Source organism: Pseudomonas sp. R15(2017) (assembly GCF_002112685.1).
GTDB lineage: Bacteria > Pseudomonadota > Gammaproteobacteria > Pseudomonadales > Pseudomonadaceae > Aquipseudomonas > Aquipseudomonas glycinae.
This window is the reverse complement of record NZ_NEII01000001.1, coordinates 157,318-176,381: the sequence shown is the minus strand read 5'-3', so window position 1 is coordinate 176,381 and position 19,064 is coordinate 157,318. Positions and strand designations below refer to the sequence as shown.

General features: G+C 60.6%; 18 protein-coding genes. 9 read left to right on the top strand and 9 right to left on the bottom strand.

Annotated features, from left to right (window positions below):
• Positions 1-159: 159 nt before the first annotated feature.
• Positions 160-1,122 (top strand): LysR family transcriptional regulator, encoded by a 963-nt coding sequence (locus tag CAF77_RS00820; protein WP_085653927.1) that lies wholly within the window; start codon positions 160-162, stop codon positions 1,120-1,122.
• Here the strand turns inward: CAF77_RS00820 and CAF77_RS00815 are convergent.
• From CAF77_RS00815 to CAF77_RS00805, 3 genes are all read right to left on the bottom strand, one after another.
• Positions 1,064-1,276 carry a PA3496 family putative envelope integrity protein gene (locus CAF77_RS00815; RefSeq protein ID WP_064379743.1) on the bottom strand — a complete coding sequence of 71 codons (213 nt, stop codon included), beginning with the start codon at positions 1,274-1,276 and terminating at the stop codon, positions 1,064-1,066. The two genes, CAF77_RS00820 and CAF77_RS00815, sit on opposite strands and share 59 nt — an antisense overlap.
• A gap of 108 nt (positions 1,277-1,384) precedes the next feature.
• Positions 1,385-2,251 carry a transcriptional regulator HexR gene (gene hexR, locus CAF77_RS00810; RefSeq protein ID WP_007954250.1) on the bottom strand — a complete coding sequence of 289 codons (867 nt, stop codon included), beginning with the start codon at positions 2,249-2,251 and terminating at the stop codon, positions 1,385-1,387.
• Positions 2,252-2,401: 150 nt separating this feature from the next.
• Positions 2,402-5,275 carry a GGDEF domain-containing phosphodiesterase gene (locus CAF77_RS00805; RefSeq protein WP_085653926.1) on the bottom strand — a complete coding sequence of 958 codons (2,874 nt, stop codon included), beginning with the start codon at positions 5,273-5,275 and terminating at the stop codon, positions 2,402-2,404.
• A 259-nt stretch (positions 5,276-5,534) separates the two neighbouring features.
• Here CAF77_RS00805 and uvrD point away from each other — a divergent pair, with 259 nt between their 5' ends.
• From uvrD to CAF77_RS00785, 4 genes are all read left to right on the top strand, one after another.
• Positions 5,535-7,718 carry a DNA helicase II gene (gene uvrD, locus CAF77_RS00800; protein ID WP_085653925.1) on the top strand — a complete coding sequence of 728 codons (2,184 nt, stop codon included), beginning with the start codon at positions 5,535-5,537 and terminating at the stop codon, positions 7,716-7,718.
• 148 nt (positions 7,719-7,866) lie between these two features.
• Positions 7,867-8,307, top strand: coding sequence for an EamA family transporter (locus tag CAF77_RS00795; protein ID WP_064379739.1), 441 nt, complete (start codon positions 7,867-7,869; stop codon positions 8,305-8,307).
• Between the two features lie 175 nt (positions 8,308-8,482).
• On the top strand, positions 8,483-9,361 hold the full coding sequence (locus CAF77_RS00790) for a Tim44 domain-containing protein (RefSeq protein WP_085653924.1): 879 nt from the start codon (positions 8,483-8,485) through the stop codon (positions 9,359-9,361).
• 138 nt (positions 9,362-9,499) lie between these two features.
• Positions 9,500-9,907 (top strand): SMI1/KNR4 family protein, encoded by a 408-nt coding sequence (locus CAF77_RS00785; RefSeq protein WP_007954245.1) that lies wholly within the window; start codon positions 9,500-9,502, stop codon positions 9,905-9,907.
• Between the two features lie 21 nt (positions 9,908-9,928).
• Here the strand turns inward: CAF77_RS00785 and CAF77_RS00780 are convergent, their stop codons facing one another.
• A complete protein-coding gene (locus tag CAF77_RS00780) occupies positions 9,929-11,692 on the bottom strand; it encodes a cation:proton antiporter (RefSeq protein WP_064379734.1) in 1,764 nt (587 codons plus the stop codon).
• A gap of 282 nt (positions 11,693-11,974) precedes the next feature.
• Between CAF77_RS00780 and CAF77_RS00775 the strand changes: the two genes are divergently transcribed.
• Complete coding sequence (locus CAF77_RS00775; RefSeq protein WP_003229693.1) at positions 11,975-12,457, top strand: acyl-CoA thioesterase; 483 nt, start codon at positions 11,975-11,977, stop codon at positions 12,455-12,457.
• A gap of 117 nt (positions 12,458-12,574) precedes the next feature.
• On the opposite strand, the gene pdxY is transcribed toward CAF77_RS00775, so the two are convergent.
• Positions 12,575-13,447, bottom strand: a complete 873-nt coding sequence (gene pdxY / locus CAF77_RS00770) for a pyridoxal kinase PdxY (protein WP_085653923.1) — start codon at positions 13,445-13,447, stop codon at positions 12,575-12,577.
• Positions 13,448-13,564: 117 nt separating this feature from the next.
• Here pdxY and CAF77_RS00765 point away from each other — a divergent pair, with 117 nt between their 5' ends.
• Positions 13,565-13,978, top strand: a complete 414-nt coding sequence (locus CAF77_RS00765) for a DUF3301 domain-containing protein (protein WP_064379729.1) — start codon at positions 13,565-13,567, stop codon at positions 13,976-13,978.
• Between the two features lies 1 nt (position 13,979).
• On the opposite strand, the gene CAF77_RS00760 is transcribed toward CAF77_RS00765, so the two are convergent.
• Positions 13,980-14,951 carry a CobW-like GTP-binding protein gene (locus CAF77_RS00760; protein WP_064379727.1) on the bottom strand — a complete coding sequence of 324 codons (972 nt, stop codon included), beginning with the start codon at positions 14,949-14,951 and terminating at the stop codon, positions 13,980-13,982.
• A gap of 25 nt (positions 14,952-14,976) precedes the next feature.
• Between CAF77_RS00760 and CAF77_RS00755 the strand changes: the two genes are divergently transcribed.
• Complete coding sequence (locus CAF77_RS00755; RefSeq protein ID WP_064379725.1) at positions 14,977-15,333, top strand: hypothetical protein; 357 nt, start codon at positions 14,977-14,979, stop codon at positions 15,331-15,333.
• Between the two features lie 4 nt (positions 15,334-15,337).
• On the opposite strand, the gene CAF77_RS00750 is transcribed toward CAF77_RS00755, so the two are convergent.
• Both CAF77_RS00750 and zigA read right to left on the bottom strand, forming a co-directional pair.
• On the bottom strand, positions 15,338-15,988 hold the full coding sequence (locus CAF77_RS00750) for a DUF1826 domain-containing protein (protein ID WP_064379723.1): 651 nt from the start codon (positions 15,986-15,988) through the stop codon (positions 15,338-15,340).
• Positions 15,988-17,193: a zinc metallochaperone GTPase ZigA gene (gene zigA / locus CAF77_RS00745; RefSeq protein WP_011336648.1), complete on the bottom strand. Its 1,206-nt coding sequence runs from the start codon at positions 17,191-17,193 to the stop codon at positions 15,988-15,990. Before zigA ends, CAF77_RS00750 begins: the two co-directional genes overlap by 1 nt.
• 224 nt (positions 17,194-17,417) lie before the next feature.
• On the opposite strand from zigA, the gene CAF77_RS00740 reads away from it, so the two are divergent.
• On the top strand, positions 17,418-17,792 hold the full coding sequence (locus CAF77_RS00740; protein WP_064379721.1) for a hypothetical protein: 375 nt from the start codon (positions 17,418-17,420) through the stop codon (positions 17,790-17,792).
• Here CAF77_RS00740 and CAF77_RS00735 read toward each other — a convergent pair.
• On the bottom strand, positions 17,789-18,988 hold the full coding sequence (locus tag CAF77_RS00735; RefSeq protein WP_064379720.1) for an N-acetylmuramoyl-L-alanine amidase: 1,200 nt from the start codon (positions 18,986-18,988) through the stop codon (positions 17,789-17,791). The two genes, CAF77_RS00740 and CAF77_RS00735, sit on opposite strands and share 4 nt — an antisense overlap.
• Positions 18,989-19,064 lie beyond the last annotated feature (76 nt).

Here is a 19,064-nt window from a genome sequence, read left to right as displayed (position 1 = left end):
ACCTGCTAGACCCAGGTCGGCACGTGACCAAATGTTTCAATCTGGTCTCGGCTCCACACTAGCGCTGACAAGGGATTAACAAAAATGAATAAAAATTGGGTCAGGCATAAGTAAAGACTTATAGTCAACGCATCAGCCCGCGGCCAGAGTCGGTAGAAAATGCGTAAGTCCTTGATGCGTATGACATTGCGTCAATTGCAGATCTTCAACGAAGTGTGCGATTTGCGCTCCTACAGCCGTGCCGCCGAGGAAATGTCGCTCACACAACCGGCCGTCAGCCTACAGATTCGTCAGCTCGAAGAGCTGATCGGCCAGCCACTATTCGATTACGTGGGCAAAAAACTCTACATGACCGAAGCGGCCGAAGCACTCCAGCGCGCCAGCCGGGACATTTTCGGCCGCCTGGAAAACCTCGACATGCAGCTCTCGGACATGCAGGGCTCGCTGCAGGGCCAATTGAAGCTGGCGGTGGAATCCAGCGCCAAATACTTCGTGCCGCACCTGTTCGCGGCGTTCAAGCGTCAGCATCCGGAAGTGAACCTGCAACTGACGGTGGTCAACCGTGGCCAGGTGATTCGCCGCCTCTCCGACAACCGCGACGATCTGGTGATCATGTCGATGGTGCCGCAGGACATGGGCCTGGAATTCCTGCCGTTTCTCAACAATCCGATCGTCGCCGTGGCGCGGCCGGATCATCCGCTGGCACACATGGGTCCGCTGCGTTTGCAGGACCTTGAGCCGTACACCCTGCTGATACGCGAACCCGGCTCGGGCACGCGACTGGCCTGCGAGGAGTATTTCAAGGAGAAGCGCGTGCACTTCACCCAGACCCAGGAAGTGGCGTCGGCCGAGGCCCAGCGTGAATGCGTGGTGGCGGGTCTGGGCCTGGCGCTGTTGACGCGCCACGCCCTGAACCTGGAGCTGGCGACCGGCGGCCTGGTCGAGCTGCCGGTCGAAGAGTTGCCGCTGTTTCGCAGCTGGTGTCTGGTCCAAGCCAAAGCCAAACGGCTGTCGCCGGTGGCGCACGCCTTCCTGGCGTTTATCCGCAGCGAACGGGTGCAGATCAGCGCGCTGGTTGAGCGCTTCGACGGGAAGCTGCCGGCGCGGCCTGCCAGTAGTTGAGTTCAATGTCCTCGGGAAAATCGCTGATCGCGCTCTGAAGCTGGCGAAGTTCGAAGCGATCTTCGATGGCGCGGCGAAATTCCATGCGGCGCTGGTCTTCCTGCTGACGACGGGTTTTCGCGGCGCTGTTACGTTCTTCGTAGGGCTGAGCCATTTCGAGTCTCCCAAGGCGATGACGGGAGTTTCACGATAGGCCCGGGGGATGACGATTTGGCTGCGTCGGGGTTACAGGCAGATGAAGATTACCGTCACCCCACCACAATCAATCATCCAGCGCTTTCACCGATTTTGGCGACAGCCGCAAGCTGCGCAGGCTGCGCTTGACGCTCTTGAGGTGGTTGACCAGGCTCGGCCCGCGCGCCATGGCCACGCCCATCGCCAGCACGTCGATCACCACCAGGTGAGCGATGCGTGAGGTCAGCGGCGTATAGATTTCGGTGTCTTCGTGAACATCGATCGCCAGGTTGACGGTCGACAGTTCGGCCAGCGGAGTCTGACTCGGGCACAACGTGATCAGCGATGCACCGCTCTCGCGGACGAGGTTGGCGGTAATCAACAGGTCTTTGGAACGGCCGGACTGGGAAATGCAGATCGCCACATCGGTCGGCTTCAGCGTTACCGCCGACATTGCCTGCATATGCGGATCGGAATACGCCGCGGCGGTCAGTAGCAGACGGAAAAACTTGTGCTGCGCATCCGCCGCCACCGCGCCCGACGCACCAAAACCATAGAACTCGACGCGCTGGGCCTGGGACATCAGCGTCACCGCCCGTTGCAGCTCCAGAGGATCGAGCTTTTCGCGAACCTCCATCAGCGTGTGCAACGTGGTGTCGAAGATTTTCAGGCTGTAGTCGGCGACGGAATCGTCTTCATGAATCGCGAACTGACCGAAGCTGGCGCCGGCCGCGAGGCTTTGCGCGAGCTTGAGTTTCAGATCCTGAAAACCGGAGCAGCCGATGGCGCGACAGAAGCGCACGATGGTCGGCTCGCTGATGCCGACGCTGTGGGCCAGGTCGGCCATAGAACTGTGCATCACTGCCGCAGGGTCAAGCAGCACGTGGTCGGCGACCTTGAGCTCCGACTTGCGTAACAGGTGACGTGACTGGGCGATGTGTTGCAGCAGATTCAAGGGGCTGGACTCTTGTTATGGAAAGATGTGCTTTGGCCAGATGCCAAGGATGTAGCAAGCTTGTAGTTATACTACATGAATCGGCTTTTTGCCTGCTCAATGCGTAACTGGATCCCCCCGGATCAGGCGACATGCGCTGCATGTAGCCCTTTACAGCGGTTTTTCCTGCTCATGCAACAACGCGGCAAGACTGACTGCCTCCACCGGACGGCTGATCAGATAGCCCTGCACTTCGTCGCAGCCTTCAGCTTTCAGAAACGCCAGTTGCTCGGAACGCTCGACACCTTCGGCGACAACTTTCAGTGACAACCCGTGAGCCATCGCAATGATCGCCCGGGTGATCGCTGCGTCTTCGCTGCCCTCGCCCAACCCGCGAATAAAGGCCTGATCGATCTTCACGTAGTCCACCGGGATCCGCTTCAGATAGCTCAGCGATGAATAGCCAGTGCCGAAATCGTCGATCGCCAGTTTCACCCCCAGATCCCGCAACTGCTGGAACGTGGCGATGATGTGTTCGACGCTGTCGAGCAGCTGGCTTTCGGTCAGTTCCAGTTCGAGGTAGTGCGGTGCCAGTCCGGTTTCTTCCAGCACCTGGCGCACCAGACTGACCAGTTTGCCCTGACGCAGTTGATGCACCGACAGATTCACCGAAACCCGGATCGGCGTAAGCCCCTGGCGTTGCCATTCGCACGCCTGCCAGCAGGCCTGGCGCAGCACGAACTCACCGATCGGCCCGATCAGCCCCGTCTCCTCCGCCAGACCGATGAAATCCCCCGGCGGTACCCGGCCCATGGTCGGGTGATCCCAACGCACCAGCGCTTCCGCCGCGTTGAGACGGCCGGTCGCCAGACACAGTTTCGGTTGATAGAAGACGTTGAGCTGCTTGTCCTCGATGGCTTTGCGCAGCTGGTTTTCCAGTTGCAGGCGCTCCAGCGTGCTGGCCTGCAGACTATCGGTGTAGAACTGGAAATTGTTGCCGCCCAGGTGCTTGGCATGTTGCATGGCCATGTTCGACTGGCTGACCAGCGCGGAAATCTCCCGCGCGTTGTCCGGCAGCATGCTGATGCCCATCGAGGCGCTGACTACCAGCTCATGCCCTTCCACGGTCAACGGCAGGCGCAGCTTGCTCGACAGTCGCGTGGCGACCCGCGCCAGGCTCGACAGGTTGCCGTAGGCGTCGAACAGTACCGCGAACTCATCGCCGGACAGCCGGGCGATGGTGTCGGCTTCCGGCAAGGCGTTGACCAGCCGCCGCGACATCTTTTGCAGCAACTGGTCGGCAATCTCGTGGCCAAGGCTGTCGTTGAGCAGCTTGAAGCGATCCAGATTGATGTGCAGCAACGCCAGACTCCGGCGTCCGCCCTGCCGCACGCGCTGATGGGCTTCATGCAGACGTTCGCGAAACAGCGAGCGATTGGCAAGGCCAGTGAGCTCGTCGTAGTGGGTCAGGTAGCGCATGCGCTCTTCGGATTCGCGGCGCGCCGACAGATCGGCGAAAAAGCCGACGATATGGCTCACATTGCCCCGACTGTCGCGCACGGCATTCAGTTGCAGCCATTGCGGATACAGCTCGCCATTCTTGCGGGTTTCTACCAGTTCGCCCTGCCAGCTGCCGTGCTGCTCCAGCGCGTGGCGGATCGCGACGTAGTGCCGACGGGCGTCGCGACTGCAAGGCAATTCGACGACGTTGCGCCCGAGCATGTCGCCGATGTCATAGCCGGTGACCCGACTGAAGGCCTGATTGATGGCGATCAGCGAATAATTCGGGTCGAGGATCACGATGCCTTCGCTGGCGGCCTCGAACACCGTCGCAGCCAGCTGCTGCTGGGCTTCCAGGCTTTTGCTGACGCTGATGTCGCGGCGGGTGCCGACCATGCGGATGACCCGGCCGTTCTCGTCGCGCTCCACTGCACGCCCACGGTCTTCGATCCAGACCCAATGACCGTCGCCATGGCGCACGCGGTACTCGATCTGATAATCCTCGGTGCGCCCCTTCAAGTGCTCGATCAACGCGCGCTTGAGCGGCGGCACATCTTCCGGGTGCAGCCTTGGCCGCAGGTGCCTGAGCAGCCCGGTGACGTATTCCGGATCAATACCGAACAGTTCCTGAATCTGCGTGTGATGAACTTCGTCGGTCTGCAGGTTCCAGTCCCACAGCCCCAGCTCACTGGCCTTCAATGCCAGGGCCAGGCGCGCCTCGCTTTTGCTCAGGGCCTGGTTGGCGACGTCCAATTCCCGGCTGCGCTGGGCAACCCGGTCTTCCAGCTCGACCTGGGCTTCGCGCAGTTTGCCCTCGGCGCAGCGCCTGTGCTCGATTTCCTTCGCCAGCTCCTGATTGAGCTGTTCGCTGCGGGCTTGCGCTTGTTGCAGGTGTTCGATCAAGTGCTGGTTCTGGAAGCGCCGCAGCAAACCGCGATCGATCAGCCGATTGACCTGCCACGCCACCACGCTCAGGGAGCCCAGCAGGATCAGTCCGAGCCAGCCCCAGCCCCGCGCCTGCTCGTCGCCGCCCCAGAACAGATAACCGATGGCCGGCAGCAGGCACGGCAAGGTAAAGGAGAGAAAGGCCGGAATGCTCACGGCGTAAGCCACGCTGGCCGACAGGGTCGCGGCGCCGATCAGGCCGAACACCCAGGCCTGCTGCATGAAATTGTCGGCCGGGACCAGGGCGATGCCGGCGCCGGCCAGGGTCAGGCCGGTCATGGTCGAGCCGAGCAGGAACATCCGCCCCCAGATCGGCTGGGCCTGGCGATCGGGAATCGCCGAGTCGAACGCGGCGACCTGAATCACCCGCAACGCTACCAGCGACAGCAACCACACCAGCCAGACGCTGACCACAAAATAACGCTGCGGGCTCCAGAGCAGACCGGCGCAGACCAGACCATTGATCAACATGAACAGGGTGGGCAACAGCGAACCCTGATAAAGAAGGCGCGTGCGCTCGACCGCCATCTGGGTGGCGTAAAGCTTGCGGATTACCCGGGGTTCCACAGAGGGGCCCGACAGGTCGAAGCTGAGGGTCATAGGCAACGTTCTTGTTCTTATAAGTGTGAGCATGCGCCCGGAAACGTGGACGGAGCATACACAAGCCGAACCACTTGCCAAACTGCCCCAGATCATAATTTCGCCGAAACTTTTTCGCGGCTCGCCCCCCTCCAAAGCCCCGACGCCAGGCGGGCCAACGCCTGTAGCCGGTGACCGACCGGTCGTCACGGGCAGCACTTTCATCGGCTAATGCAAAGCTCGGTTTGCCCGGGCCTGCGGCGCACCCTAGAATGCCCCGATGCGCGATGATCTCTCCCTTCTGCTGAACTCCCTCAACGATGCCCAACGCCAGGCCGTAGCGGCCCCCGTTGGCCGTCAATTGGTCCTGGCCGGTGCCGGCTCCGGCAAAACCCGAGTGCTGGTGCACCGTATCGCCTGGTTGATCCAGGTCGAAAACGCCTCGCCCCACTCGATTCTGTCGGTGACCTTCACCAATAAGGCCGCTGCCGAGATGCGTCACCGCATCGAGCAATTGCTGGGCATCAACCCGGCCGGCATGTGGGTCGGCACCTTCCACGGCCTGGCGCACCGTCTGTTGCGGGCGCACTGGCAGGAAGCCGGGCTGAGCCAGACTTTCCAGATTCTCGACAGCGACGACCAGCAACGCTTGGTCAAGCGGGTGATCCGCGAGTTGGGGCTGGACGAGCAACGCTGGCCGGCCCGCCAGGCCCAGTGGTTCATCAACGGGCAGAAAGACGAAGGTCTGCGTCCGCAACACATTCAGGCCAGCGGCGATCTGTTCCTGGCCACCATGCGCGGCATTTATGAAGCGTACGAGGCGGCGTGCCAGCGTGCCGGCGTCATCGATTTCTCCGAACTGCTGCTGCGCGCCCTCGACCTGTGGCGCGACCACCCGGGCCTGCTGGCGCACTACCAGAAGCGCTTCCGGCACATTCTGGTGGACGAATTCCAGGACACCAACGCCGTGCAGTACGCCTGGTTGCGTCTGCTGGGCAAGGGCGGCGACAGCCTGATGGTGGTCGGCGACGACGACCAGTCGATCTACGGCTGGCGCGGCGCGAAAATCGAGAACATCCACCAGTATTCTTCGGACTTCCCGGATTCGGTGACCATCCGTCTGGAGCAGAACTACCGCTCCACGGCCGGCATCCTCAAGGCCGCCAACGCCCTGATCGCCAACAACACCGGGCGTCTGGGCAAAGAGCTGTGGACCGATGGCGGCGATGGCGAAGCGATCAATCTTTACGCTGCCTTCAACGAACACGATGAAGCACGCTACGTTGTCGAAACCATCGAAAGCGCGCTGAAAACCGGCCTGGCTCGCAGCGATATCGCGATTCTCTACCGCTCCAACGCCCAATCGCGCGTTCTGGAAGAAGCCTTGCTGCGTGAACGCATTCCGTACCGCATCTATGGCGGCCAGCGCTTCTTCGAGCGGGCGGAAATCAAGAACGCCATGGCTTACCTGCGCTTGCTGGAAGGTCGCGGCAACGACGCGGCCCTGGAACGGGTGATCAACGTTCCGGCGCGCGGCATCGGCGAGAAAACTGTCGAAGCGATTCGCGACCATGCGCGCCACTGCGATGTGTCGATGTGGGAAGCCATGCGCCAGCTGGTGGCCAACAAAGGCCTGACCGGTCGCGCCGCCGGTGCGCTGGGCGCGTTTATCGAACTGATCGAAAACCTGGCTGCCAAGTGCGCCGAGATGCCGTTGCACCTGATGACCCAGACCGTCATCGAGCAATCCGGACTGATCGCCTACCACGAAGCGGAAAAAGGCGAGAAAGGCCAGGCCCGGGTGGAAAACCTTGAGGAACTGGTCAGCGCTGCGCGCAACTTCGAGAACACCGAAGAAGACGAAGAGCTGACGCCACTGGCGGCATTTCTCGGCCACGCTTCACTGGAGGCCGGTGACACCCAGGCCGACGAGCACGAAGACAGCATTCAGTTGATGACCCTGCACAGCGCCAAGGGCCTGGAATTCCCTTACGTGTTCCTGGTGGGCATGGAAGAAGGCTTGTTCCCGCACAAGATGAGCCTGGAAGAACCGGGCCGCCTTGAGGAAGAGCGGCGTCTGGCCTATGTCGGCATTACCCGGGCGATGCAGAATCTGGTGATGACCTATGCTGAAACCCGACGCCTGTACGGCAGCGAAACCTACAACAAGGTGTCGCGTTTCGTACGGGAAGTACCGAAAGGCCTGATTCAGGAAGTACGCCTGTCCAACAGCGTCAGCCGGCCGTTCGGCGGCAACCAGTCGATGGGCGGCAGCAACCTGTTCAGCGGCAGCGAGATACCGGAAACCGGCCTGAGCCTCGGGCAGGCTGTCCGTCACTCGATCTTCGGCGACGGCGTGATCCTAAACTTCGAAGGCGCCGGCGCCCAGGCCCGGGTGCAGGTGAATTTCGCCGAAGGCAGCAAGTGGCTGATGCTCGGGTACGCGAAGCTGGAAGCCATTTAAGGGCAGCCCGTAGTTGCTCATCGTTCCCACGCTCTGCGTGGGAATGCATCCCGTGACGCTCTGCGTCACTGTGGACGCGGAGCGTCCATGGCGGCGTTACCACGCAGAGCGTGGGAACGATCGGACACGAACACTGGAGGCAACATCCATGGGCTCGGGCTTCTTTTCTTCCTGGACGTTCTGGGCCCTGCTCTCGGCCACTTTCGCCGCGCTGACGGCCATCTTCGCCAAGATCGGCATCGAAAACGTCAACTCCGACTTCGCCACCCTCCTGCGCACAATCGTCGTATTGGTGAGTCTGGCCTTGATTTTGTACGCCACGGGCCAATATCAGTCCCTGGGATCGATCTCCGCCAAGAGCTACCTGTTCCTGCTGTTGTCGGGCCTGGGCACCGGCGCTTCGTGGCTGTGCTACTTCCGGGCATTGAAAGTCGGCCCGGCGTCGCTGGTCGCCCCGGTGGACAAGCTCAGCGTGGTCTTCGTGGCGGTGCTCGGTGTGATCCTGCTGGGCGAGAAACTCGACCTGCGCCAGTGGGGCGGCATCGGCCTGATCACCGCCGGTGTGGTGATGCTCGCCTTGCGGCGCTGATCCATTTCCTGCTGAACCTATCGCCTTTTCCTACAGACAAAAGTACATGGCCTTATTGCCCCGACCGAGCTGAACGTAACCTGTCAGGCAAAAGCCCGAAACACTCTCTCGCTAGCCAGTAACACTTCAGCTGTGCAACATGGCGCGCGTGTCTCCACAAACGGGAATTCCCTTTATGAAACGTTTTCTTAGCATCGCCATGGCGTTGTGCATCGGCCTGACGATGAGCCTCGACGCCAACGCCAAGCGCTTTGGTGGTGGCAAAAGCGCCGGCGCTGCGCCGACGCACCAGACCAGCCAGATGGCTCCTTCTTCCCCAGGCATGGGCGGCGCTGCGGCGACCGCTGGTGCTGCCGGTGCCGCGGGCGCTGCGGCCAAGGCCGGCGGTGCTTCGAAATGGCTCGGCCCTCTGGCCGGCATCGCGGCCGGTGGCCTGCTCGCTTCCATGTTCATGGGCGGCGGCTTCGAAGGCATGCAGTTCTTCGACATCCTGATCATGGCCGTGATCGCGTTCGTGATCTTCCGCTTCATCGCCGCCCGTCGCCGCAAGCAGCAGGAGCAGTTCGCTCCGGCCGGCGCGCCGATGCAGCGTGAAGTGTTCGAACAGAAACCGGCAGCCATGGGTTCGATCTTCGGTGGTTCGGCCGCGCCTGCTGCCGCCCGTCCGGTGATCAACGCGCCGGCCTGGTTCAACGAACAACGCTTCCTCGAAGCCGCCCGCAGCCACTTCCAGGCGCTGCAGCAGCACTGGGACGCCAACGAAATGGACAAGATCGCCGAGTTCGTGACCCCGCAAATGTTCGAGTTCCTCAAGCGCGAGCGCGCGGAACTGGGTGATGCCTTCCAGTCCACCTACATCGACAACCTCCAGGTACAACTGGATGGCGTGGATGACCGTGCGGACAAGACCATCGCCACCCTGACCTTCAGCGGCGTGTCGAAAACCTCGCGTTTCGACCAGCAGGGCGAAGTGTTCAGCGAAAGCTGGAACATGGAACGTCCACAGGGCGACAACCAGCCTTGGCTGGTCGCCGGTATCCGCCAGAACGGCTGATCACTTCCGACGTTTTACCCGCTGCAATAAAAACCCCGGCCTCGGCCGGGGTTTTCTATTTCACGGTTGCATCTATAGCGAGCTACTGTATAAACCGGCCCATATAAACCGCGCCATTCAAGCAAGAGGATCCCGGACGTGGAAGAAATCATCGAACAACTGCGCGAAGCCAACGAACCCGTACCGGTTCCTTTGGAATTGCCCGACGAAGACCAGTTGGTGGAAATCGAAGAAGAACTCTTCATCAACATCCCGTTCGTCTTCAAGGAGTTTCTGCTGACTGTCAGCGACGTGGTTTACGGCAGCCTGGAGCCGGTAACCGTCACCGACCCGCAATCCCACACCTACCTGCCGGACGTCGCTGCCAACGCTTGGGATGCCGGCGTGCCGCGCGACCTGATCCCGATCTGCCAGGACGGCGACGACTACTACTGCGTCGAAGAAGACGGCACCGTGGTGCTGTGGTCGGGCGAAGAAGAACTGATCACCGAAGAGTCCTGGGAATCGGTCTGGCACTGGGCGCGGGACGTTTGGTTGGAAAGCTGAAACGCCCCACACCATGGGTGGTCAGTGCCCCGACGGCTCCTTGTGGTTGTCGAGGGTTTCCAGCAAGGCTACCTGCATCCGCGTGTGCACCCGGATGAACCAGCGCCAGAGTAGCGCCGCCACGGCGGCCGCGACTACGGCGATCAGCACCAGCAACTTGTTGGTCGGCAAGATACTGGCCGACAAGGCTGCCAGCAGCAGGAAAATCACCAGCAGCGAGATGATCGGGATCACTTCGGCGATCACCCGGCGCACTCGCTGCGTGTGACGCCCGGCCATTTCCGGCTTCACGCCCATCTCCGCCAGCAGCATCGACAGCGCCTTGAGCTTGCGATAGGCCGCGATCAGGAACGGCAACGACACCAGCAACGCCCCGCCCCAGATCAACGCCTTCTGCCAGCTTGGATCGCTGATCCAGTCCTGCATCCAGATCGAGAGACGTCCGGCAAAGAAAGCGCCGGCAAAGAAGATTGCTATCACCAACGCCAGATTGACCCCGACCTGCAACAGTATTCGCCGGATCATCGACGCCAGCATCGCGCCCTCACCCTGCGGCTGAATGCTGCGCAGCCACTCGCCGTACATCCCGAACACTCGACCGAGGCGCTGCGGCATGGCGGCGGACAGCTTGATCGACAGCGGATCGGCAGCCCGGATCAGGTACGGCGTCAGTAACGTGGTAATCACCGAAACCGCCACGGCCACTGGATACAGGAAGTTGCTGGTGACCTGCAGGGTCATCCCCAGCGCCGCGATGATGAAAGAAAACTCGCCAATCTGCGAAAGCCCCATCCCGACCCGCAGTGAGGTGCGTCCGTCATTACCCGCGATAAAGGCACCCAGACCGCAGGACAGCATCTTGCCCAGCACCACAGCCACAGTGATCACCGCGATCGGCCACGCGTACTGCAGAAGAATCATCGGGTCGAGCATCAGGCCGATGGCGACGAAGAAGATCGCGCTGAACAGGTCGCGAACCGGCTCGATCAGGCGCTCGATTTTCAGCAGTTGCCGCGACTCGGCCATGATCGCGCCGATCAGGAACGCGCCGAGCACCATGCTGTACTCGAGTTTGACCACCAGCAGGCAGAAGCCGAAACACAGGCCCAGCACGGTGATCAGCAGCATCTCGTTGCTTTCGAATTTCGCCACGTAGGCCAGCAGTCGCGGCACCAGCAGAATGCCGACCACCAGGGCGACGATCATGAACAGCGAGAGCTTGCCGACCGTGGAAAACACTTCGCCGGAACTCACCGTGCCACTGACTGCGATGCTCGACAGCAAGGCGATGATACCGATGCCGAGAATGTCCTCGACGATCAGCACGCCGAAGATCAGCTGCGCAAAGCGCTCGTTTTTCATCTTCAGGTCGTTGAGCGCCTTGACGATGATGGTGGTCGAGGAAATCGCCAGGATCGCACCGAGGAACAGCGAATCCATGGTGTTCCAGTCGAACCAGCGGCCAATTTCGTAGCCGATCCAGATCATCAGGACAATTTCGAGAAACGCCGCGATGAAGGCCGTGGCACCAACCTTGAACAGCTTGCGCAGGCTGAACTCCAGACCCAGGCAGAACATCAGGAAAATCACCCCCAGCTCGGCGAGGGTCTTGATGGTTTCTTCGTCGTGGATCAGGCCGAACGGCGGCGTGTGGGGGCCGATGATGAAACCGGCGACGATGTAGCCGAGCACTACCGGCTGCTTGAAGCGGTGGAACAGCACGGTCACCACACCTGCGACCAGCATGATCACCGCCAGATCCTGAATAAAGCTGATGGCATGCATGGTGTGGGCTCCTTGAATGACGAGGCTCACGCAGGCATGGGAAATGTCTGGGCGAGCTGAGTAAAAATCCGCTTTGGGTGTAGGAATCGCCCTTGGGGAGGCGCTTTTGCAGGGTAACACCGCGACTTCCGGCTGAAAGGCGGTGCAATATATGGAAACAGATCGCTTCCGGCGTGACGGCGACCAGTTGCCTGGCGTCCCGATATCGGTGCTTTTGAAAAGCGACCAGGCACCCGCAGAGGTGTTTCTTCCAGCAACCCTGCCTTGACCCGTGAGAACGTTATGGAACCCGGAAACGCCCAGCTGTCGATGACGGTACTGATGACCCCTGACATGGCCAACTTCTCTGGCAATGTCCACGGCGGCACCCTGCTCAAATACCTCGACGAAGTGGCCTATGCCTGTGCCAGCCGCTATGCCGGCCGCTACGTGGTGACCCTGTCGGTGGATCAGGTGATTTTCCGCGAGCCGATCCATGTCGGCGAACTCGTGACCTTCCTCGCGTCGGTCAACTACACCGGCAACACCTCGATGGAAGTCGGCATCAAAGTGGTGACCGAAAACATCCGCGAGCGCTCGGTGCGCCACACCAACAGCTGCTTCTTCACCATGGTCGCGGTGGACGATCAGCGCAAACCCGCCGCCGTACCGCCGCTGCAACCGCAAAACAGCGAAGACAAGCGCCGCTACATGCAGGCGCAGCAACGCCGGCAGATCCGTCAGGAGCTGGAAAAGCGCTATCAGGAAATCAAGGGCGACGCCTGATCAGCCCTTCGATCTATGGCGCTCTGTAGATAGCTTTCGCGAGCAAGCCCGCTCCCACATTTGGAACGCGTTCCTCCTGTGGGAGCGGGCTTGCTCGCGAATGGGGCCAACTCGGTATTACAGACTGATCGGCGTGGCCTCGAACTTCACCCGCGGATGCGCAATCCGGTCCTGCGCTCGCACCAGCTGCAGCTCGTAACTGGCGCAGGCCTGGGTTTCCAGCAACACCTCATGCACCGCCGCTGCGGTGAATTCAAACGCCGCCACCAGGCTGTCACCGAGCAGCACTCTCGCCAGGAACAGGCCGGACGTCAGATCGCCCACACCAACCGGCTGACGCGGAAACGCCAGCAGCGGACGCCGCAAATGCCAGCTGCCCTCGGCCGTTACCAGCAACATTTCAAAGCCATCCGCCGGTTTGCCCGGATAATCCAGATGTTTGACCAGTACCGCTTTCGGCCCACGTGCCAACAGAGCCCGCGCCATCGCCAGGCAATCGAACAGCGACTGCGGCTTGCGCCCGGAGAAACTGTCCAGTTCCAACTGGTTCGGGCACATGAAGTCCGCAACGGCAGCGGCTTCGTCCAACAGAAAATCACTGACTTCAGCAGGAACGCTGCAGCCCTTTTCCGGATGCCCCATCACCGGGTCGCACAGATAAAGGGCTTTCGGGTTGGCTGCCTTGATCCGCTCGATGCCACTGAGAATCGCCCGGCCCTGCGCCGCACTGCCGAGATAGCCGGACAGCACCGCATCGCAATTGCCCAGCTCACCGATCGCGGCAATACCTTCGACCAGTTCCGGAATCCGCTGCGGCGCCAGCACTTCTCCGGCCCACTGGCCGTACTGCGTATGGTTGGAGAACTGCACCGTGTTGAGCGGCCAGACATTCACCCCGACCCGCTGCATCGGAAAAACCGCAGCGCTGTTGCCGGCGTGGCCGAACACCACATGGGACTGGATGGCGAGCAGATGAGGCGTACGTTTCATTCGGGTTTTTCCGTAAAACGATTGAAATTCAAGCCGCGCAGTATGCGACGAAACGCAGCCTGTACGACAGACCGGCGACGCAGTTAAGCTGACGCCATCATTTGGAGTTTCGTGTTAATGCTCACCCTGGAAAACATTTTCGTGCTGATGCTGTTCGCCGTCGCCGGTGCGTGGCTCTGGCACAACCACGGCTTGCGCGAGCGGGCGCTGGAGCGGGCCAAACAGCATTGCGCGAATGTCGGCGTCGAGTTGCTCGACGGTAACGTGGCGCTGAAGAAGATCGGCCTGATCAAGGACGCCAGCGGTCGGCGACGCTTGGCCCGGGTCTACAATTTCGAATTTACCGTGACCGGCGAATCCCGACACAACGGCACCATCACCCAGTTCGGCGCGCACAGCGCGCAGATTGAACTGGCGCCCTACCCGGCACCGTTCGATGACACACCGCCCGTAGTGGAAGTGACCAAGCCGCGTGGTGAAGTGATCGAGTTGAGCCAGTGGCGCCAGGAACACACCAAGTGGAAGCCTTGAATCAGCTCGCCTGAAGCCGACACCAGGCCAGTCCGGCCTGTAATTCACCGACCGACTGCGGTTCGTCGAAAATCAGCTCGATCCGGGAATCCTTGCGCCATTCACTGGGCAGCCAGCGGAGCTCGGCATTGTCCAGCGCATTGGCTGACTGCCAGCCGTCCGGGCTGTGAATCACCAGTTTGGCCCGGCGCCAGTTCAGGCTTTTCAGCCATTGAGTTATTCCCGACACATCGAACACCTGGCTCGGATGCCAGCGCCAACCGATGCTCCAACCACCCTCCTGGGCCTGACTCAGGCAGATCGGCAACGCCGGATCGCTCCAGATGGCCGGCATCTGCGCCAGCCCTTGGGGGACGATCAACTTATCCACACCGGCCTGCGCCTGTACCGCCAGACCTGGCAACTCGCTGAGCGACAACATCGCCTGTTGCGCCCAGATCAGTCGGACAGGCGGCAACTGTCGAATGATTCGCTCACGCGCGGGCTTGTCGAGGTTTTCTGCCTTGTTCAACAGCAGCAAGCCTGCACTGGACAAGGCTTCCTGCTGCGCGTCCGGCAGCGGTTTGCCCGCGGCGAGGGCCTGGGCGTCCAGCACCAGCACGCAAGGTTGTACGGCGAGTACGCCTTGCCACGGCGCCTCGTTCAGTTGCTTCAGCAACTGCGCCGGATGCCCGAGCCCCGAGGGCTCGATGAACAGGCGATCCGGCTGCGCCTTGCGCAACAAACGCCCCAGACCAATCTGGAACGGCGCACCGTTCACGCAACACAAACAGCCCCCGGCCACTTCGCCCAGTGCGATACCATCGGCGGCGCAGGTCAACAGCGCAGCGTCGAGACCGATCTGGCCAAACTCGTTGATCAGCACCGCCCAGCGTTCGCCCTCCGGTCTCTGGGCCATGAGCTGGCGGATCAGGCTGGTCTTGCCCGCGCCCAAGGGGCCGGCGATGACGTGGGTGGGAATGTTCTGCAACATGATCAAGGTTTTCTGGAGGTCGAAGATGCGGTGGATGGGATGGTCGTTGCTGCTGATGCTGGCGTCGGGCCAGGCATTGGCACAGGCCTGCGTGGTGCACAGTCAGGCAGAGCGGCTCGACGTGAAAGTCTGCCAGCAGAACCGCAACATCCCGGAAAAACTGTTCAGCGACGGCTTCTGTCAGCCGACCCTGGCCGGGCAGAAAGTCGAGGTTCAATACGTCGACCAGTGCCCCGCCGGCGCGTTCGGCGTGTGCAGCAACGCGCAAGTCGCCAATATGCCTTATCGTCAAGATATCCACTATTACGGCGTGGCCACCGATGCGGCGTATTTGCAGCCCTACTGCGAGGCCCAGAGCCAGGGGAAATGGCTCAAGCCCTGAGGCGCTATCCGAGCCAGTCGAGGGTCAGCATCAGCCGCCGCTCACCCGGCGCCGGTTGCGGCGAGCGATGGATCAGCCCGAAACCTTCGTTGCCGTGCCATTTCTCGCCCTTTAGCAACGCCACTTCGCCGCGATTCAATTGCTGAATCCGTGAAGTTTCCCGCGGCTCGGCTTGCGGCTGTCCCAGTTGCCGACGGTCCATTTCCCCTTCCCTGAGCCATTCGCTGCCAACGCCTGAATAGGTCGTGATCAACCGCACCGGCACATGATCGACGTGAAAACGCGGACACATGGCCTTGTCCAGCACACGCAGGCGCAAGCCGATCCGCCGCGCGCCGAGCAAGCAGGCGAAGGCACTGACCAGCCATTTCAAGTCGCTGATAAACCCTTCGTAGCCTTCCAGATCGCGAAAGCCGCTGGCCAGCCCCGTGAGATCCGGTTCGGCGTCTTCGTCCGGCAATTCCAGGCAAAGCGCCTCGGCGTAAGGCTCGTTCAGAGACAACAACAAATCAGCGAACTCGGCAATGTGCAGCGGAAGCTGGCGCTGCCAGACCGCGAGGTTGGTCTCGTCGTCGAGAATGTTCGCCAGTGCCTGCGGGGTCTGGCCGAAAGACTGATGACGAATGCTGCCTGGCAGCGTTTTCAGGGCGAGCATCAGGCGACCTCGTCGTGCCATGAGCCAAACGGATCGCGTAGTTGTAGCCAGCCTTGAGTACCGAGCGCCATTTCGTCATCGGTCAGCAGGCAATCATCCAGTTCCGACGACAGCTGTGCGAAATCGATGTTCTGTCCGATAAACACCAGCTCCTGGCGACAATCGCCTACGCTGGCGATCCAGTTTTCCATGATCGCGGCGGTACTTTCCTGATCCTGCGGCCACTGTTCCTTTGGCACGAAGCGCCACCAGCGCCCGGCGAAACCGTGGCGCATCAGGCCACCTGCCTGGGACCAGCTACCGGCGTCGGTGGGTTTGCTGGCCAGCCAGAAAAAGCCTTTGGAGCGCAGCAATTTGCCGTTTACCCAAGGACGATCGATGAAGTCGAAGAAACGCTGTGGATGAAAGGGCCGGCGCGCCCGATAGGCCGTGGAGGCGATGCCGTATTCCTCGGTTTCCGGCACATGCTCGCCACGCAATTCCTGCAACCAGCCCGGGGCCTGGGCGGCCTTTTCAAAATCGAAGCGACCGGTATTGAGAATTTTCTCCAGCGGTACCTCACCCATGACCATCGGGATGATCTCGGCCTGAGCGTTGAGGCGTCTGAGAATGGCCATCAGCTCTTCCCGTTCGCGGCTGCTGATCAGGTCGATCTTGCTGATCAACAGGACGTCGGCGAATTCGATCTGCTCGATCAGCAGATCGGTGATCGAGCGCTCATCTTCTTCACCAAGAAATTCGCCACGAGAGGCGAGGTTTTCGGCGGCCTGGTAGTCCGGCAGGAAATTCATACCGTCGACTACAGTGACCATGGTGTCGAGGCGAGCGATGTCGGTAAGGCTTTGCCCCTGTTCATCACGGAAGGTGAATGTCTCGGCCACGGGTAACGGCTCGGAGATTCCCGTGGATTCGATCAGCAGATAGTCGAAGCGGCCTTCACGGGCCAACTGACTGACCTCTTCAAGCAGGTCTTCGCGTAACGTACAGCAGATACAGCCGTTGCTCATTTCCACGAGCTTCTCTTCGGCACGGTTCAGGCTGACATCACGCTGGACTTCGCTGCCATCGATGTTGATCTCGCTCATATCGTTGACGATAACGGCGACGCGCAAATCATCTCTGTTACGTAGTACGTAATTCAAAAGTGTACTTTTTCCGGCACCGAGAAAGCCGGACAAAACGGTCACGGGAAGTCGGGAAGACATTGGATAAACCTCATCAGACGGTCGCAAAACAGCGCTGGAGGCTCTCGGGGGCGAGCGTTCTTGGGCTTCGATGGGATCACCAGGGAAGCGGACGCTTGAAAAGGAAGCCACGGAAAGCCCGGTCCGGATAATGTTATAGTATAACAACAAAATCAATCCACTCTCTTCTTGCCCAAAGTGACAAAGGGCCGGAAGCTGCAATCAGTTCATCGCCGAGTCACATCATGAAAACCGCGCTGAAATACTCTTTTATCTGCCTGACATTGCTGACGCTGAAGGCCGAAGCACAAGTGCCGGGACTCGCCAATTGCACGCGCAGCGCAAACCTGTTGGCGTGCATCGATGACAACGGCAACGCCTACAGCGTCAACACCGTCGGCAGCACGATTTACCTGCGCGGATTCGAGAAAGCGGGAAACCGCTACTGGGCACAAACCAACAGCCGCTATGGCCAGCTGACGTTCTTCACCGGCATCGCATCTGATGGAGAAGCCTGGGTTGGTTACAACCGCCGCGTGGGCTGGACGACGATCAATCGGTTCTCCAGCTCAGGCGGCAGCAGTGCGAAGTTCACCTGCAGCCGGATCACTGGCTGCTAAACCCGCGATCCTTTCTGCTCTTGCTGCCAGGCCATGTAGCTGTCGACAGGCGGATTCTTCTGGAAATAGCGCTGCAAGCCCTCAAACAAACCGTCTGCCACGGCCTGCTGATGACGCGCGGTTACCAGACGCTGACTGTCCCGCGGGTTGGAAATGAACCCGGTTTCCACCAGGATTGACGGCACATCCGGCGACTTCAGAACGGCAAATCCAGCCTGTTCCACGCGCTTTTGATGCAGCGTGGTGATGCCGGCCAGGCTGCCCAGCACTGTGCTTCCAAGTTGCAAACTGGCGGCGATGGTTGCGTTCATCGACATGTCGAGGATCACGCCAGCGAGCATCGGGTCCTTGTCCTTGAGATTGAGCAGGCTGGTTGCGCCGAGCAGATCCACACCGTTCTCACGCTGCGCCATGAACCGTGCGGTGGCGGAGGTAGCGCCGCCTTCGGACAAGCAATACACCGACGCCCCGGAGGCCGTCAGACGCGGCGCAGCATCGGCATGTACCGAGATGAACATGTCGGCCTTGTGCTGACGCGCGATTTCCACGCGCTTGCGTAACGGGACGAAGAAGTCGTCGTTACGCACCAGCTTCACATCAAAGCCTTTCTCTCGCTTAAGCCGACGTGCGAGCAGTTGCGCGATGGACAGCACCACATCCTTTTCTCGCTCGCCTTTGGCGCCGATTGCACCCGGATCTTTCCCGCCATGACCTGGGTCGACCACCACCATGATGTCGCGCTTGGGGTGAGATTTTTCTTGGGGTGTTTCACGTGGAACGCTCGCCGGAACTCCTGCTGATGCGCTCATCAAATCCAGAACCAGGCGATGTCCTTGCCCATCCTGAGGCGCCAGCAAGAATGAATTGAGCTGCACCGGGCTGCTTAGATCCAGCACGATCCGGGTGTTCCCCTGGCCAAAGTGCCCGGAGCGAATTGAGCGAATCGGAGTGCCGGATAACGCCAACTGGCTGAAATCCCCACTCAGACTGGCCCCGCTCATATCGATGATCAACCTTTCAGGCGCACTCAAGGTGAAGGTCTTGTAGCTCACGGAACCACTCAGATCGAACACCAGCCGAAGCTTGTCATCCGAACGCCAAAGCCGCGCATTGCGTATTTGCGTGGCGGACACCGAGAAAGGCAAAAAAAAGGCCGCGCTGGCCAGCATCATGTTGAGCAAGTGACGTCTGTGCATATGAAAGCCTGTTCATGAAAAAGGCATCGTGGTTTGAATTGTTATAATGTAACATCTAATTCAATCACCATGATGG